Consider the following 17,400-nt stretch of genomic DNA (forward strand, 5'->3'; position numbering starts at 1 on the left):
CGGGCGGGCTCCGGCCCCTAGACTGGGTGGCATGAGTGATGTGAACCCCCAGTCCTCTTTTGACGTGCGTGGAGCGGTCGACCTGGCGGCTCTGGCTCGCCCGCAGTCCCCGCCGCCCGGCCAGCCGGGAGGCGCCCCGGCCCCGGGGGGATACGTCGTCGACGTGACGGCGGCCTCCTTCGAGGAGATCGTCCAGGGTTCGACGCAGTACCCCGTGGTCGTCCTGCTCTGGCTGCCGACCGACGAGGCGAACGCGAAGGTTGCCGCAGATCTCGGCACGCTCGCCGACGACTACGCGGGGCGTTTCCTCCTGGCCCGCGTCGACGCCCAGGCCGAGCAGCAGATCGCCGCCGCGTTCCAGGTCGAGGGCGTTCCCACGGTCGTCCTGCTCCTCAACGGGCAGCCGTTCCCCCTCTTCCAGGGCGGCGCAGAGCTGGAGCAGATGCGCCAGGTCTTCGACGAGATCCTCCAGCAGGCCGAGGCGAACGGGATCGTCGGACGGGCCCCGCTCCAGGGCGAGGCCCCTCAGACCGCGGAGGAGTCGGAGCCCGAGCAGGAGCCCGAGCTGCCCCCGCTCCACCAGGAGGCGTACGACGCGATCGAGCGCGACGACTTCGAGGCCGCGGCCGCCGCGTTCACCAAGGCATCGAAGCAGGACCCGAAGGACGAGCTCGCAGTGGCCGGGCTCGCGCAGGTCGGCCTGCTCAGCCGGACCCGCGGGAAGGACCTCGCGCAGGTCCGCAAGGCCGCCGCGGACGCACCGGCCGACGTCGACGCCCAGCTCGACGTGGCGGACATGGACATGCTCGGGGGAAAGGTGGAGGACGCGCTCGGAAGGCTTCTCGAGCTTCTGCCAGGCCTCGACGCCGACGCCAAGGAAAAGATCCGCGTCCGGCTCCTCGACTACTTCCAGGTGGTCGGCACGCAGGACCCGCGGGTCGCGAAGGCACGCCAGCAGCTCGCGATCTCCTTGTACTGACGGAAGGGTCGGCGAGTCGGGCCGACACAGCACGAAGGGGCCCGCGCATCGGCGCGGGCCCCTTCGTGCTGTGTCGCCCTACGCCGGCCGGCCTCAGGTCATGACGTCCGGACGTGCTCGAGGTACAGCACGCCGAGTGGCGGAACGGTCACGGAGGCCGAGAACCGCCGGCCACCGTGGGGCCGCGCCTCGGCCGTCACGGCACCGAGGTTGCCGACGCCGGAGCCGCCGTACGCCTCGGAGTCGGTGTTGACGACCTCGTTCCACGTCCCGCCCTGGGGGAGCGGCAGGCGGTAGTTCTCGTGCGGGCTGCCGGAGAAGTTCACGACGACGGCAACGTCGGCGCCGTCGCCGTCCCGGCGCACGTAGGCGAGCAGGTTGCGGTCGGCGTCGTCGGAGACGAGCCACTCGAACCCTGCGGGATCTGCGTCGAGGTCCCAGAGTGCCGGTGTGCGGCGGTAGATCGCGTTCAGGTCGCGGACCAGCTGCTGGATCCCCGCGTGCCCGGGCGACCCGAGAGCTGCCCAGTCGAGACCCGCACCCTCGCTCCACTCGCTCGTCTGCCCGAACTCGCCGCCCATGAACAGCAGCTGCTTGCCGGGGTGCGACCACTGATAGGCGAGGAGGGTGCGAAGGTTGGCGCGCTTCTGCCAGTCGTCGCCGGGCATCTTGCCGTAGAGAGATCCTTTGCCGTGGACGACCTCGTCGTGGCTGAGCGGCAGGACGAACTGTTCGGAGTACGCGTACACCAGCGAGAACGTGACCTCCTGGTGGTGGTAGCGGCGGTTGACCGGGTCCTTGGCGAGGTAGCGCAGGGTGTCGTTCATCCAGCCCATGTTCCACTTGAGCCCGAACCCCAGGCCGCCGGCGTCGGTCGGTCTGGTCACGCCGGGCCAGGCCGTGGACTCCTCGGCGATCATCATGATGCCGGGCACCCGCCGGTACGCCGTGGCGTTCGCCTCCTGGAGGAAGGCGATGGCCTCGAGGTTCTCGCGGCCGCCGTGGATGTTGGGGTGCCACTGTCCGGGGTTGCGGGAGTAGTCGAGGTACAGCATCGACGCGACGGCGTCGACACGAAGGCCGTCGAGGTGGAACTCCTCGAGCCAGTACGTGGCGTTCGCGACGAGGAAGTTGCGAACCTCGGGGCGGCCGAAGTCGAAGACGTACGTCCCCCAGTCGGGCTGCTCGCCGCGCAGCGGGTCGGCGTGCTCGTAGAGCGGTGTCCCGTCGAACCGGGCCAGGGCCCACGAGTCCTTGGGAAAGTGCGCAGGAACCCAGTCAAGGATGACACCGATCCCGGCCTGGTGGAGGCGGTCGACGAGGTGACGGAAGTCGTCGGGGGACCCGAACCGCGACGTCGGCGCGTAGTACCCGGTGACCTGGTACCCCCACGACCCGCCGAACGGATGCTCTGCCACGGGCATGAGCTCCACGTGCGTGAACCCCTGCTCGACGACGTACTCGGTGAGCTGGTCGGCCAGCTCCCGGTAGCCGAGACCGGGACGCCAGGACCCGAGGTGGACCTCGTAGGTGCTGATCGGGCCCTGGTGCGGGTCACGCCGTGCCCGGTCCGACAACCAGTGGTCGTCGCCCCAGACGTAGGTCGAGTCCACGACGACGCTGGCCGTCGCCGGAGGAACCTCGGCGGACTTGGCCAGCGGGTCCGCCTTCTGCACCCAGGAGCCGTCGTGCGTCCAGATCTCGAACTTGTAGGTGGACCCCGCGCCGACGTCGGGCACGAAGAGCTCCCAGATGCCGCTGCCGCCCAGCGAGCGCATCGCGTGCCCGACGCCGCTCCACCCGTTGAACTCGCCGACGACCCGGACGGCCCGGGCGTTCGGTGCCCAGACCGCGAACGACGTCCCGACGACGTCGCCCAGCACGCCGGGGTAGTGCCGCACGTTGGCGCCGAGCACCGTCCAGAGCTGCTCGTGACGTCCCTCGCGGACCAGGTGCTCGTCGACCTCGCCGACCGTGGGGAGGAACCGGTAGGGGTCGTCCGCCGTGTGCACCGTCTCGTCGTACCGGGCGCGGATCCGGTAGTCCGGGACCTGCCCGTCGGCCGTCGGCACCGTGACCGTCCAGACGCCCTCGTGGACGTGCTCCGCCGGGTGCTCGGCGTCGCGGGTGATCAGCGTGACCTCGTCGGCCAGGGGGCGGCGGACGCGCACCACGGTGGTGCGTCCGTCGGCGTCCGGGTGCGGGCCGAGGATCGAGTGCGGGGAGTGGTGGCGACCCTGCGCGACGACGGAGAGCAGCTCGGGCGACAGGGTTTCAGGCTGCAGTTCGGGCGTCATGGGTTCACTGTTCCATGCCCGGCGCGCGCATGCATCGAGGCGCCTAGATCTCGTTCCTCAGGAGACGGTCGACGGCCTCGAGCGGGATCCACGTCCACGTGGGGCGGTTCGTCGACTCGTAGACGACCTCGTAGAGGGCCTTGTCGAGCACGAGCGCGCGCACGAGGGTCTCGGCCGCGTCCTCGTGCTCGTCGGGGAACCGTGCCTCGCGACGGTACGCCGCCAGGAACGCGGTCCGGGCGTCGACCACCCACCGAGGGTCCTGGGCCCCGCCGACCGCGGCGGCGTAGTCGAACGACCGGAGGACGCCCGCGACGTCGCGCATCACCAGGTCGGCACGCGTCCGTTCCGCGACCGGGCGCAGGGGCTCACCCTCGAAGTCGAGGACCTTCCACCCGAGCTCGCGAGAGTTCAGCGCCTGCCCGAGGTGGAGGTCGCCGTGGACGTGCTGCAGGACGGGGCGCTGCGAGGTCGCTGCGAGCCGGCGCTCGGCGTCGTCGTAGAACGCCGCGACGTCGGCCGCCGTGCGAGCCAGGAGAGGGGCCCGCTGCGCCGCCTCGGTCGCGCGGCGTCGGAGGTCGGTGAACAGCCAGTCCACGTCGAGCGGTTCCCCGACGGGGAGGACGTCGCGCAGCGCGGCGTGCATCCGGGCGACCTGCTCGCCGAGGTCGGCAGCGAGATCGGCGAAGGACTCGCCCTGACGTGCGTAGGAGCACGCGAGGTCGAACCCGTCGCGCGCGCTGCCGATCAGCTCCGCGACGATGACGAGGTGCGCGAGGTCGGCACCGGCGCTCGGCGTGTCGTCGTCCTCCCACGTCCCGGTCAACCACGCGAGCGGTCGGGGGACGCCGCGCCAGCCGCCGTGGGCCAACGCACGCGGGAGGGTGACGTCGGGGTTGGGACCGATCGCGACCGCACGCATGACCTTGAACATGACGCCGCCGGCGACGTCCGGCAGACGGACCGAGCTGTTGGACTGCTCGACGCGCAGAAGCCTGCCGGAGGCGAGGGCCTGCGTCGAGAGCTCACCCGGGTCGACGTCCCAGGTGCTCGTCTCCAGAGACGCGAGCCAGAACGCGGGGTGCGCGGCGCCGTCGTGCACCCGCAGGAGCGTGCCGTCCTCACCGCGGACGACGCCGATCACGGCCGCGTCCTCCGGCTCGTCCGTCACGACCGACCCGTCCACCCGCTCGAGCACGACGGGCACGTGGATCACCAGGTCGACGCCGTCGCCGACCAGGCGCAGGAGGTGCGACTGCGTCACCAGGCCCGGCGGGGACGGGAGAGCGTAGGAGACCCACGGGAGGGTCTCGACCGCGACGTCCTTGACCGGGAACCACCGCCGTCGAGGCAGCCAGGCGTCGAGCAGGTCGAGCAGGTCCGCCGACGGTGGCGCGCAGCGATCCTCGACCGCGAGCACGTGGCCGTCTCGTCCGACCCTGTCGATCCCTGACTCGTCTGCCACGTCGTCCTCCGTCGGTGTGCTCGGGCGTGCCTAGCCGGCGGAAGCCTCCCCGACCGTGAGCCAGTAGAAGTCCCGCGACCCCAAGGTCATCACGACTGTGCCGTCCTCGCCCACGGGAGGGAACGACGCCCCGCCGAACACGTCCGTCAACGAGGCCCCCGAGCATGCGGCGAGCTGGAGGCGCGCCGAGCGTGCGGTCGCCGAGAGGTTGAACACGCACAGCAGCGTCTCCTCCGGCGTCCTGCGCAGGAACGCGAGCACGGCCGGGTCGTCGCACTCGACGGCCTCGAACGTGCCGGTCCCGAACCCGGGGTGCTGCCGCCGTACGGCGAGCATCCCGTGGACCCAGTGCAGCAGCGACGTCGGCTGTGCGAGCTGCACCTCGACGTTGGTGTGCTGGTAGTGGTGCACCAACGACTGCACGAGCGGGAGGTGCAGCTTGCCCGGGTCCGCCGTAGAGAACCCGGCGTTGCGGTCCGGGGTCCACTGCATCGGCGTGCGGACCGAGTCCCGGTCCGGCAGCCAGATGTTGTCGCCCATGCCGATCTCGTCGCCGTAGTACAGGCACGGGCTGCCCGGCAGTGACAGGAGCAGGGCGTGGGCCAGGTGGATCTCCGCGCGGGAGTTGTCGAGCAGCGGTGCCAGACGACGCCGGATCCCCACGTTGGCCCGCATCCGCGGGTCGGGGGCGAACCAGCCGTACATCGTGGCGCGCTCCTCCGTCGAGACCATCTCGAGCGTCAGCTCGTCGTGGTTGCGCAGGAAGGTCGACCACTGCGCTCCCGCCGGGATCTCGGGGGTGTCGGCGAGGATGTCGACGATCGGCGCGGCGCGCTCGTCCTTGATCGAGTAGTAGATCCGCGGCATTACGGGGAAGTGGAAGCACATGTGGCACTCGGGGTCGTCGTCGGTCCCGAAGTAGTCGACGACCTCGTTCGGCCACTGGTTCGCCTCGGCGAGCATGATCCGGCCCGGGAACTCCGTGTCCACCATCTGCCGTACCCGGCGCAGGAACTCGTGCGTGCGCGGGAGGTTCTCGCAGTTGGTCCCCTCCTCCTCGAAGAGGTACGGCACGGCGTCGAGCCGGAACCCGTCGACCCCCGCCTGCAGCCAGAACCGTGCGACGTCGAGCATGGAGTCGACGACGCGGGGGTTCTCGAAGTTCAGGTCGGGCTGGTGCGAGAAGAACCGGTGCCAGAAGTACTGGCGGCGCACCGGGTCGAACGTCCAGTTCGACGTCTCCGTGTCCACGAAGATGATGCGCGCGTCACCGTACTTCTCGTTGTCGTCGCTCCACACGTAGTAGTCGCCGTACGGGCCCTCGGGGTCTGCGCGAGAGGCCTGGAACCACGGGTGCTGGTCGCTCGTGTGGTTCATCACCAGGTCGATGACGATCCGGATCCCGCGCGCGTGCGCCTCCGCGATCAGCTCGGTGAACTCGGCCATGCTCCCGTACTGCGACGCGATCGCGGTGTAGTCCGCGACGTCGTACCCGCCGTCGCGCAACGGCGACGGGTAGAACGGGGGGAGCCAGAGGCAGTCGATGCCGAGCCACTGCAGGTAGTCGAGTCGGTCGACGAGCCCGCGCAGGTCGCCGTGACCGGCGTCGCCCGAGTCGGAGAACGACCGCAGCATCACCTCGTAGAAGACGGCGGTCTTGTACCACGTCGGGTCGTCCTGGAGACCTTCGTGATCCTTGCCGGGCGGCGTCGGCTGGCGGCGTGGGGGCAGGGCCCCGAACGGAGCCGGCTGTGCTGCGATGCTCATGCCTCCACCTCGATCACGTGGGCGACCTGCACGGTCGGTTCGAGTCGTACGTACGGTCGCGGACCCCACCCGTAGGTCGCCCCCGACAACAGGTCGTGCGCGACGAACGTGGGTGTGGCCCCGTCGCCCGTGGGTGCGAGCCCGAGTGCCGCGACGTCGAGGTCGACGACCGCCTCCTGGGTGTTCCAGGGGTCGAGGTTCACCACCACGATCATCGTCTCCGGACGCCCGGTCGGGGAGTGCTCCGCGTCGAGGTGGCGGGAGAAGGCGACCACCTGGTCGTTCGACGTCGCGTGGACCGTCAGGTTGCGCAGGTTCTGGAACGCGGGGTGCGCGCGACGGATCTCGTTGAGGCGGGTGACGAGGGTCGCGACGCCGATCTCCTCCGCCCGCGCCCAGTCGCGCGGCTTGAACTCGTACTTCTCGTTGTCGATCTGCTCCTCGACACCGGGCCGCGGCACGTTCTCCACCAGCTCGTACCCGGCGTACATGCCCCACGTCGGAGAGCCGAGTGCGGCCAGCACGGCGCGGACGCAGAAGCCGGCCACCCCGCCGTGCTGAAGGTACGGCGGGAGGATGTCGTGCGTCGTCGGCCAGAAGCTCGGGCGCATCACGGACCCGAGGGCACCGGAGGTCGTGGCCAGGTACTCCTCGACCTCCTCCTTCGTGTTCCGCCACGTGAAGTACGTGTACGACTGGTGGAACCCGATCGCGGCGAGCGTGCGCATCATCGCGGGCTTCGTGAACGCCTCCGACAGGAAGATCACGCCCGGGTCCGAGGTGCGGACCTCGGCCAGCAGGCGTTCCCAGAAGCTCAGCGGCTTGGTGTGCGGGTTGTCCACGCGGAACGCGGTCACACCGCGGCTGATCCACACACGCACGACCCGCAGGATCTCGGCGTAGATGCCCTCCGGGTCGTTGTCGAAGTTCAGCGGGTAGATGTCCTGGTACTTCTTCGGCGGGTTCTCGGCGTACGCGATCGAGCCGTCGGCACGCGTCGTGAACCACTCCGGGTGCTCCGCGACCCAGGGGTGGTCGGGCGAGCACTGCAGCGCCAGGTCGATCGCCACCTCCATGTCCAGACCACGCGCCCGTCGGACGAACTCGCGGAAGCTGCGCTCCGACCCCAGCTCCGGATGGATTGCGTCGTGCCCGCCGTCGGGCGACCCGATCGCGTACGGCGAGCCGGGGTCGCCCGGCTGCGCGGCGAGGGAGTTGTTCCGTCCCTTGCGGTGGGTCGTGCCGATCGGGTGGATCGGCGTCAGGTAGACGACGTCGAAACCCATCGCCGCGATCGCGGGCAGGCGACGGGCCGCGCTCGTGAACGTCCCCGACCGCCACGTGCCGTCCCGGAGCTGTCGTGCACCCTCCGAGCGAGGGAACATCTCGTACCAGGCACCGGATACGGCGAGGGGACGGTCGACACGCAGCGGGTAGTCGGCGGACGGCGAGACGGCGTCGCGCAGCGGGGTGCGCTCCAGCGCCCGGCGGACCTCGGGGGAGGTCGCGGCCGCGAGCCGCGCCCGGGCCGGACGTCCACGGTCGGCGAGAGCGACCGCGGCGTCACGGAGCGTGACGGCGTCGGCGCGAGAGTGCTCCAGCGCCGTGATGCGGCCGAAGAGGAGGACGCCCTCGGCGAGCATGAGGTCGACGTCCACGCCGGCGTCGATCTTCACCGTCGCGTCGTGCGCCCACGTGGCGTACGGGTCCGACCAGCCCTCGACCCGGAACGTCCAGTCCCCCTCACGGTCTGGCGAGACCAGCGCGCGGAAACGGTCGAGGCCCGGTGCGACGTCGACCATCGTCGCCCGCGCGTGCACCCGACCGTCGGGGTCGGTCAGCACGGCGGTCGCGGAGACGGCGTCGTGCCCCTCGCGGAAGACCGTCGCCTCGACGGGGACGACCTCGCCCGGCGTGGACTTCGCCGGCCAGCGGCCGGACTCGACGGTCGGAGCCACGTCGAGCACGGGGATGCGGCCGATCGGTGCGGTCAGGACACTGGGCGAGGTGGACGTCACGGACCCAACCTAACGAGCCGGAGGCCCTCGACGCACGACGGCGCCGCGTGGCGCGCGCGAGTGTTCACACGATCGTCGCACCGCCGTCGCCCGATCCCTGGGCCACCCGACCGATTGATGCGTAGAGTCGGTTGACGTGAGAGCTATCCGTCGATTCACCGTCCGAACGCTGCTGCCCCGCGAGATCGCCGACCTGGACGACCTGGCGCACGACCTCCGCTGGTCGTGGCACGAGCCGTCGCGCAGGATCTTCGCCGACCTCGACCCCGAGCTGTGGCGCGAGGTCCACGGTGACCCCGTCGCGCTCCTCGGCGCGCTCGGTGCGGAGCGTCTGGCGGCGCTCGCGGCCGACCAGGGCTTCGTCGAGCGCGTGCGAGAGGCCGTGCGGGACCTGCGCGACTATCACGAGCGCGACCGCTGGTACCAGCACCGCGCGGAGGAGCTCGCCGGGTCGCCGACGCCGCTGCCGCGCGCGATCGCGTACTTCTCGCCGGAGTTCGGCATCACGTCGGTCCTGCCCCAGTACTCGGGCGGCCTCGGAATCCTCGCCGGCGACCACCTCAAGTCCGCGAGCGACCTCGGCGTGCCGATCGTCGGCGTCGGTCTCCTCTACGGCTCCGGGTACTTCAAGCAGTCCCTGACCCGCGACGGCTGGCAGGCCGAGACCTACCCCGTCCTCGACCCCGACGGGCTCCCGCTGAGCGTCCTTCGCGAGGAGGACGGCAGCCCGGCCGTCGTGACCGTCGGGCTGCCCGGGGGCCGTGCGCTGCACGCGCACGTCCGCGTCGCCACCGTCGGGCGGGTCCCGCTCCTCCTGCTCGACGCCAACGTCCCGGAGAACGACGACGCCGCGCGCAAGGTCACCGACCGGCTCTACGGCGGAGGCGGCGAGCACCGGCTGCAGCAGGAGCTCCTGCTGGGCGTCGGCGGCGTCCGCGCGCTCCGGCTCTGGTCGCGTCTGACGGGCGCGCCTGCGCCGGAGGTCTACCACACCAACGAGGGACACGCGGGGTTCCTCGGTGTCGAGCGGATCCGCGAGCTCGTCGAGTCGGGGCTCACCTACGACGAGGCGCTCGAGTCCGTGCGTGCCGGCACCGTCTTCACCACGCACACGCCCGTCCCCGCCGGGATCGACCGGTTCGGCCGCGACCTGATCGGCACCTACTTCGGGGGCGAGTGCGCTCTGCCGGGCGTGCCCGTGGAGCAGGTGCTCGCGCTGGGCGCCGAGGACTACGACGGCGGTGACCCGACGGTCTTCAACATGGCCGTGATGGGGCTGCGCCTCGGCGGCCGCGCCAACGGTGTCTCGCTCCTGCACGGCGAGGTCTCGCGCGGGATGTTCAACGGGCTCTGGCCCGGGTTCGACGCCCGGGAGGTGCCGATCACCTCGGTCACCAACGGCGTCCACTCGCCGACCTGGGTCGCGTCGGAGATCCTCGACCTGCAGCGTGACCGGCTCGGCATCGACCCGGTCGCGTCTCCCTCCGCCTCGTTCGACGGGTGGCTCGGCGACGGGGTCGGCGACGAGGAGCTGTGGGCGTTGCGACACACCCTGCGCTCGCGGCTCGTCGAGGAGGGCCGACGTCGGGTCCGCAAGTCCTGGCGCGACCGCGGGGCCAGCCCCGCCGAGCTCGGGTGGGTCGACGACGTCCTCTCGCCCGACGTCCTCACGATCGGGTTCGCGCGTCGGGTGCCGACCTACAAGCGGCTGACGCTGATGCTGCGCGACCCCGAGCGTCTGCGCACGCTGCTGACCGACCCGGAGCGGCCCGTGCAGCTGGTCGTCGCCGGCAAGTCGCACCCTGCCGACGACCAGGGCAAGCGCCTGATCCAGCAGCTCGTGCGGTTCGCCGACGAGCACGACGTGCGTCACCGCATCGTCTTCCTGCCCAACTACGACATCGCGATGGCGCAGGACCTCTACCCGGGATGCGACGTCTGGCTCAACAACCCACTGCGCCCGTTGGAGGCCTCGGGGACGTCCGGCATGAAGTCCTCGCTCAACGGCGGCCTCAACCTCTCCATCCTCGACGGGTGGTGGGACGAGTGGTTCGACGGCGAGAACGGCTGGGCGATCCCCACGGCCGACGGGGTCGACGACCCCGACCACCGCGACGACCTCGAGGCCGCCGCGTTGTACGACCTGATCGAGCAGCAGGTCGCGCCCCGTTTCTACGACCGGGACGAGCGCGGTGTCCCCGTGCGGTGGCTGCAGATGATCCGTCACACCCTGGCCTCGCTCGGCCCGAAGGTGCAGGCCACCCGCATGGTCGCCGAGTACGCCGAGCGCCTGTACGCCCCGGCGGCCGCGGCAGGACGCGCGCTGGACGCCGACCGGTTCTCCGGTGCGCGCGAGCTGGCCGACTGGAAGGGGCGTGTGCGGTCGGGGTGGGACCGCGTGCGCGTCGACCACGTCGAGTCCGGCGGGCTCGGCGAGGTGCCGCAGGTCGGCGACGAACTGTCGGTGCGAGCCTTCGTCTCGCTCGGCGACCTCGGGCCGGACGACGTCGAGGTGCAGGTCGTGCACGGCGCCGTGGGGGAGGACGACTACATCGAGGAGTTCACCACGACCCCGCTGGCACTCGCCGAGACCTTCGAGGCGGGACGGTGCTCCTTCGGCGGCGCCGTGCGGCTGGAGGCCTCCGGGCCGTTCGGCTACACCGTGCGCGTGGTGCCTCGGCACACCGGGCTTCCGTCGTCCGCCGACATGGGGCTCGTGGCGAACGCCTGACCGCTGACCTCTGCCCCCTGGCCTCCGCCCCCTTGCGCCGAGGTCGACCCGTGCACGCGAGGTAGTGCCTGCCAGGGTCGACCTCGCGCGCAGGGGTCGACGTCGGCGGGGCGATATCCACAGATTCCGGCGGCGCGAGCCACGGTGCGGTCGGGCCCGGCAGGCTCGGACCATGGAGACCTTCCCACGTCCGAGCCGGGCGGCCGGTTCCGCGGACCCCCGAGTGTTGGCTCCGCGCACTCTCCCGACGTCGGAGTCCTACGATCCGGTCGAGCGCGGTGAACAGCTTCGACGGGTGCGCTCGGGGTCGCTCGTCCGGGTACGGCGTGGCGTCTACGTCCACGCCGAGACCGGCCCTTCCGACGGGCCCGCACGCGCACGGCAGCAGCATCTGCTGCGTCAGGTGCGCGGAGTGACCGAGCGGTTCACCACGCCGTACTGGTTCAGCCACGAGACCGCCGCGCTCCTCTGGGGCTGCTGGACCTGGCGGCTGGGGACCGAGATCCACCTGACGCAACTCGGACGCCCGAAGGTTCGCCCCGAGGCGGACCCGTCCACCCGCCGGCACTGGACGGCACTCGACCCGCGGGACCGGGCGACGTCGGACGGGGTTCCGCTGACGAGCCTCGAGCGCACGGTCGTCGACTGTGCGAGGACGCTGCGCCCGGCGCAGGCGCTCGTCATTGCCGACTCCGCACTGCGGATCGGCGCCGACCCGCGCGGCATCGCGCGATGTCTCGACGCGGCCCGTGGGCGCCGCGGGGTGCGTCGCGCGCGTCAGACCCTCGAGATGGCCGACGCCGCGTCGGAGTCGCCCGGGGAGACGGTCGTGCGGTGGATGCTGCACGACGCCGGTCTGCCGGCGATGACGCACGGCGTCGAGGTCACGACGCGACGCGGACTCTTCCGCCTGGACCTGGCCGACGTCGCCGCGAAGGTCGCGATCGAGTTCGACGGCGCCGTCAAGTACGGCGGTGCGTTCGGAGACGGCGCGTCGAAGCTCTGGGCGGAGAAGCAGCGTCACGACGCGCTCACGGAGCAGGGGTGGACGGTCATCCACGTGACCTGGGACGAACTCGGCGACACCGCGGGCCTGGCCGGTCGCGTGCGAACGGCGCGTGCGGCGGTGCGTCGAGAACCGAGAACCTGACGAGGTCGACCCGTGCGCGCGACGTCGACCCTGGCAGGCACTACCTCGCGCGCACGGGTCGACCTCGGCGGAACCGCCCGGGACGGGATCAGGACAGTGCGGCCGCCACCGCGCGCCCCGCCACCCGGCCGGAGTGCAGACACCCGCCCAGGAACGTGCCCTCCAGCGCACGGTGCCCGTGGACGCCGCCACCCCCGAAGCCCGCCGCCTCGCCCGCGGCCCACAGCCCAGGCAGCACCTCGCCCGCCGACGTCAGCACCCGCGCACGGTCGTCGGTGTGCAGGCCTCCGAGCGTCTTGCGTGTCAGCACCGAGAGTCGGACGGCGAGCAGGGGCCCGTCCTTGGGGTCCGTGAGAGCCCGGGGCGGGGCGACCCGCATGAGGCGGTCGACGCTGAACCGGCGCGCCGCCGCGACCGCCGTGACCTGGGGGTCCTTGCCGAGCCCGGACGTGACCTGCGCGTCCCGGGCCGTGACGAGCGCTGCGAGCGCCGCAGGGTCGACGACGCCGCGGGACCCGGGTGTGGCGTCGGTCAGGGCGTTCATGCCCGCGGCCAGTGAGGCGACGTCGTCGGCGAAGACGAACTCGTCGGACTCCGTGGCGAACCGGGCCACGGGTCCGGTCGCGCCGGGGAGCACGCGGTCGGCGAGCAGACGTAGGTCCCGTCCGGTGAGGTCGGGGTTCTGCTCGGAGCCGGAGAGTGCGAACTCGGTCTCCATGATCGCGCGGTTGAGCACGAACCAGGAGTGGTCGTCGCCGCGTGCGGTGATGTGCTCGAGCGCCCCGAGGGCGTCGAAGCCCGGGAACAGCGGTGCGGGCAGACGGCCGCCGTCGGCGTCGACCCAGAGCGAGGACGGGCCCGGCAGGATGCGGATCCCGTGGTTCGACCAGACGGGGGAGTGGTTCGCGATCCCCTCGGGGTAGTGCCACATCCGGTCCTCGTGGACGAGCGCCCCGCCTGCCGCCGACGCCACGCCGAGGAACTCACCGTCGGTCGAGTCGGGGACTCCGGAGAGCATCCGGGCCGGCAGCGTCCCGGAGCTCGCGGGCCATCGTTCCCGGACGAGGTCGTGGTTCGCGCCGATGCCGCCGCTCGCGACCACGACGGCCTGGGCGGAGATCTCGACCTGATCGACGACGTCCCGCGCGCTACGGACGCCGCGTTCGGCCGGGCTCGGGGCGAGCACGTCCGCACGCACACCGGTGACCGCGCCGTCGGTGGTGACGAGCTCTGTCGCGCGGTGCCGGAACCGCATGTCGACGAGTCCGGCCGCGCGCGCGTCGAGCAGACGGCGGACGAACGGCTCGAGCAGGCCCGGCCCGGTGCCCCACGTGACGTGGAACCGCGGCACGGTGTTGCCGTGCCCGCCGGCCGGGTACCCGCCGCGCTCCGCCCACTGCACGAGCGGGAACCAGCGGACGCCGAGGCCGTGCAGCCAGGGGCGCATCTCTGTCGCGGCGAAGTCCACGAACCGCTCGGCCCACGCGTAGCCCCACCGGTCCGGCCCGTGCCCGTCCGCGGCGCCGGGGGCGAACCGTGCCGAGCCGAGCCAGTCGGCGAGCGCCAGGTCCGCGGAGTCGCGCACGCCGAGCCGACGCTGCTCCGGGGTGTCGACGAGGAAGAGCCCGCCGAACGACCACCACGCCTGTCCGCCGAGCGCGGCGGGTGGCTCCTGGTCGAGCAGGGTCACGTGGTGCCCGGAGGCTGTCAGCTCTGCCGCCGTGACGAGGCCGGAGAGGCCCGCGCCGATGACGACGACGTCGGTGTCGGTCATGCACGCGAGCGTAGTGCGTGCCCGACGACGGCGTCAGACCGAGATCCACACCTGCAGGCTCAACGGCTCGAGCACGGACTCGTCCCCGGGTGCGGCGGTGTTCGCGTCGGGTCCGACGGGGGCGTCGTCGGGACGTTCCCAGGCGGAGTCCCAGGCGAGCTCCCACGCGGCGGGCCGGGGGCCGTCGACGCCGTCGGGCAGCTCGACGTCGGTCAGCGTCACCCGGGCCGCGTCGAGGGACCCGTTGAGCACGACGAGCACGTCGTGGGCCTCGTCCTGCGGTCCTGTCCGCAGCATCTGCACGACGCGCGTGCCGGGGTCGTCCCAGTCGTCGGGCTGCATCGCGGCGCCGTCCGCGCGGTGCCACGACAGGTCGTCGACGGAGGTGCGGAGCCGGTGGCGGGGTCGTCCCAGGAAGAACGCGTCGGCGCGCAGTGCCCGGTGGGAGCTGCGCAGCGTGAGCAGGTGCTGCACGGTGGCGCGCAGGTCGTCGACGGGGTCCGAGGTCGACCAGTCCATCCAGGAGATCTCGTTGTCCTGGCAGTAAGCGTTGTTGTTCCCTCGCTGCGTACGACCCCGCTCGTCGCCGGCGGTGATCATGGGCGTCCCGGCGGAGAGGATCAGCGTGGCGAGGAGGTTGCGGACGGACCGGCGGCGCAGCGGTGCGATCTCCCCGCCGAGGTCGTCGCCGTCCTCGAGCTCCTTGCGCCGTCCTTCGATGCCGTGGTTCCACGAGCGGTTGTCGTCGGAGCCGTCGCGCCCGTCCTCGCCGTTGGCCTCGTTGTGCTTGTGGTCGTAGGCGACGAGGTCGGCGAGGGTGAAGCCGTCGTGCGCGGTGACGAGGTTGATCGAGGCGACGGGTCCGCGGACGAGCGGAGGTTCGCCACCGCCGAAGAGGTCCTGGGATCCCGCGAGGCGAGTGGCGAGCTCGCGGACGCCGTCTCCCTGGCGGCCGTGCGAGAGCGCGGCGGCGTCGGCGAGCCAGAACTGGCGAACGGCGTCGCGGTAGCGGTCGTTCCACTCGGCGAACGGGGGAGGGAAGCCGCCCGTGTTCCACCCGCCGAGGCCGACGTCCCAGGGCTCGGCGATCAGCTTGAGGCCCGAGATCACGGGGTCGGTCTGCATCGCGACGAGAAGTGGGTGGCGCGGGTCGAACCCGTCGGTCTGGCGCGCGGTGCTGACGGCCAGGTCGAACCGGAAGCCGTCCACCCCGATCTCGCTCGCCCAGTACCGCAGCGAGTCGAGGACGAGCTGGACGACGCGCGAGCGTCGGGTGTCGACGGTGTTCCCGGTGCCCGTCACGTCGTCGTACACGCCGTCGGGGCCGCGCCGGTAGTAGAGAGAGTCGTCGAGCCCCCGGAAGCTCAGGTGCGGTCCGCCGTCGCCGGCCTCTCCGGTGTGGTTGTAGACGACGTCGAGGATCACCTCGATCCCCGCCTCGTGCAGCAGGTGCACCATGCCGCGGATCTCGTCGACGACGGCGCCCGCTCCCGCCTCCTGCGCTGCGCGCGTGGCGTACGGGGCGTGCGGGGCGAAGTAGCCCAGGGTGGCGTAGCCCCAGTAGTTGGTCAGGTCCTTGGCCAGCAGGTGCGGCTCGTCGACGAACGCGTGGACGGGCAGGAGCTCGACGGTCGTGACACCGAGGGACCGGAGGTAGTCGATCATGACCGGGTGCGCGAGGCCGGCGTACGTGCCGCGCAGGTGCTCCGGGATCCCCGGGTGGTTCTGCGTTAGGCCGCGGACGTGCGCCTCATAGACGACGGTCGAGGACCACGGGACGTGGGGCCGCACGATCTCGGGGTGCTGCGGGGCGACGACCACCGAGCGGGGCACGTGGGGCGCGGAGTCGCGCTCGTCGGCGGGACCGTACGGGTCGCCCTGAACACCCTGGTCGTGCGCGTCGCCCGTCATCTCCTGGCCGTAGGCGGCGCTGTCGTGGTCGAAACGGCCGACGATCGCGCGGGCGTACGGGTCGACGAGCAGCTTGGCGGGGTTGTGGCGGTGGCCCTCCTGGGGTGCCCAGCGGCCGTAGGTGCGGAAGCCGTAGTGCTGTCCTGCCTCGACGTCCGGGACGTGCCCGTGCCAGATGCCGTAGGTCGGCCCGTCGAGCCGGATCCGGCGCTGCTCGGCACCGCGTGGGCCGGGCTCGTGCAGGCAGAGCTCGACGGCGTCGGCGTAGGGCGCGGCGACGGCGACGTCGACACCGTCGCCCGCCAGGTGCACGCCGAGGGGCGGGACGTGCCCGTGGCGGTCGGTCGGCTGCACCGTGGGTCGGTGCGCGGGTGGTTGAGTCACCCGCCCATTGTCGCTGCTCGTCGGTGGCTCGCGCGACGGACCGGGACGATCCGCGCGTCTCGGGGCGATAGGCTGGCCGCGTCCCGTGCCCGAGGAGGAAAGAAGCCCCCATGCGCATCGTCGTTCCCGTCAAGTACGTTCCGGACATCCAGTCGGACCGGGCGTTCGAGGACTGTCGTCTGGTCCGTGACCCGTCCGAGGGGACGCTCAACGAGCTGGACGAGCACGCGGTCGAGGCGGCGCTGTCGATCATCGAGTCGCTCGACGACGACGCGCGCGCGGCCAGCGACGTCGTCGTGGTCACCATGGCCGGCCCGGACGCGGACGCGGCCGTGCGCAAGACCTTCCAGATGGGGGTCGACCGCGGGGTCCGGATCTCGGACGAGGGGCTCGAGGGATCCGACTACGCCGGGACCGCGCGGACGCTCGCCGCCGCGGTCCGCCGTCTCGGCGACGAGACTCCCGTGGACCTCGTGATCACCGGGATGGCCGCGCTCGACGGTCTCGGCTCCGTGGTGCCGGTCTATCTGGCGGCCGAGCTGGGACTGCCCCAGCTGACCAACGCGTCCGAGCTCGACGTGGACACGGCCGCCCGCACCGCCCGCGTGACGCGCGACCTGGGCCACGTGCACGAGGTGCTGGAGGCTCCGCTGCCCGCGGTCGTCTCCGTCAGCGACCACGTGAACCAGCCCCGGTACCCAAACTTCAAGCTCATCATGGCGGCACGCAAGAAGCCGGTCGAGGAGTGGTCGCTGGCCGACCTCGACGTCGCCGCCGAGACCGTCGGGGAGAGCGGCGCGCGCACCCGCACCTCACGTGCCGAGCCGCGCCCGCCGCGCCCCGAGGCGGAGATCGTCGTCGACAAGGGCGAGGGCGGGACGGCGCTCGCCGACTTCCTCATCCGCAACGAGCTCGTCTGAGAGG

General features: G+C 71.9%; 10 protein-coding genes. 4 read left to right on the plus strand and 6 right to left on the minus strand.

Annotation, left to right across the window (positions count from 1 at the left end; genetic code table 11):
• The first annotated feature begins 31 nt into the window (after positions 1-31).
• Positions 32-979 (plus strand): co-chaperone YbbN, encoded by a 948-nt coding sequence (locus BLU20_RS06300; RefSeq protein WP_083371987.1) that lies wholly within the window; start codon positions 32-34, stop codon positions 977-979.
• A gap of 98 nt (positions 980-1,077) precedes the next feature.
• On the opposite strand, the gene glgB is transcribed toward BLU20_RS06300, so the two are convergent.
• The 4 genes from glgB to BLU20_RS06320 are packed head-to-tail and all read right to left on the minus strand — an operon-like array spanning position 1,078 to position 8,526.
• Positions 1,078-3,276: a 1,4-alpha-glucan branching protein GlgB gene (gene glgB / locus BLU20_RS06305; RefSeq protein ID WP_083371988.1), complete on the minus strand. Its 2,199-nt coding sequence runs from the start codon at positions 3,274-3,276 to the stop codon at positions 1,078-1,080.
• Between the two features lie 43 nt (positions 3,277-3,319).
• Complete coding sequence (locus BLU20_RS06310; protein ID WP_231959324.1) at positions 3,320-4,741, minus strand: maltokinase N-terminal cap-like domain-containing protein; 1,422 nt, start codon at positions 4,739-4,741, stop codon at positions 3,320-3,322.
• Positions 4,742-4,771: 30 nt separating this feature from the next.
• Entirely contained in the window at positions 4,772-6,508 is a 1,737-nt protein-coding gene (gene treS / locus BLU20_RS06315; RefSeq protein ID WP_083371989.1) for a maltose alpha-D-glucosyltransferase, read from the minus strand.
• Positions 6,505-8,526: an alpha-1,4-glucan--maltose-1-phosphate maltosyltransferase gene (locus tag BLU20_RS06320; RefSeq protein ID WP_083371990.1), complete on the minus strand. Its 2,022-nt coding sequence runs from the start codon at positions 8,524-8,526 to the stop codon at positions 6,505-6,507. The genes treS and BLU20_RS06320 overlap by 4 nt, the downstream gene beginning before the upstream one ends.
• Positions 8,527-8,662: 136 nt before the next feature.
• Here BLU20_RS06320 and glgP point away from each other — a divergent pair, with 136 nt between their 5' ends.
• Positions 8,663-11,257 (plus strand): alpha-glucan family phosphorylase, encoded by a 2,595-nt coding sequence (gene glgP / locus BLU20_RS06325; protein ID WP_083371991.1) that lies wholly within the window; start codon positions 8,663-8,665, stop codon positions 11,255-11,257.
• A gap of 172 nt (positions 11,258-11,429) precedes the next feature.
• The gene (locus tag BLU20_RS06330; protein WP_157270354.1) at positions 11,430-12,407 is read left to right on the plus strand and encodes a hypothetical protein; all 978 of its coding nucleotides are present in this window, start codon (positions 11,430-11,432) and stop codon (positions 12,405-12,407) included.
• Positions 12,408-12,495: 88 nt separating this feature from the next.
• On the opposite strand, the gene BLU20_RS06335 is transcribed toward BLU20_RS06330, so the two are convergent.
• Entirely contained in the window at positions 12,496-14,181 is a 1,686-nt protein-coding gene (locus BLU20_RS06335) for an FAD-binding dehydrogenase (protein WP_083371993.1), read from the minus strand.
• A gap of 33 nt (positions 14,182-14,214) precedes the next feature.
• On the minus strand, positions 14,215-16,476 hold the full coding sequence (gene glgX, locus BLU20_RS06340) for a glycogen debranching protein GlgX (protein ID WP_083371994.1): 2,262 nt from the start codon (positions 16,474-16,476) through the stop codon (positions 14,215-14,217).
• 110 nt (positions 16,477-16,586) lie between these two features.
• Between glgX and BLU20_RS06345 the strand changes: the two genes are divergently transcribed.
• Complete coding sequence (locus BLU20_RS06345; protein ID WP_083371995.1) at positions 16,587-17,396, plus strand: electron transfer flavoprotein subunit beta/FixA family protein; 810 nt, start codon at positions 16,587-16,589, stop codon at positions 17,394-17,396.
• The last annotated feature ends 4 nt before the right edge of the window (positions 17,397-17,400 follow it).

The organism is Paraoerskovia marina (assembly GCF_900105445.1).
Lineage (GTDB): Bacteria > Actinomycetota > Actinomycetes > Actinomycetales > Cellulomonadaceae > Paraoerskovia > Paraoerskovia marina.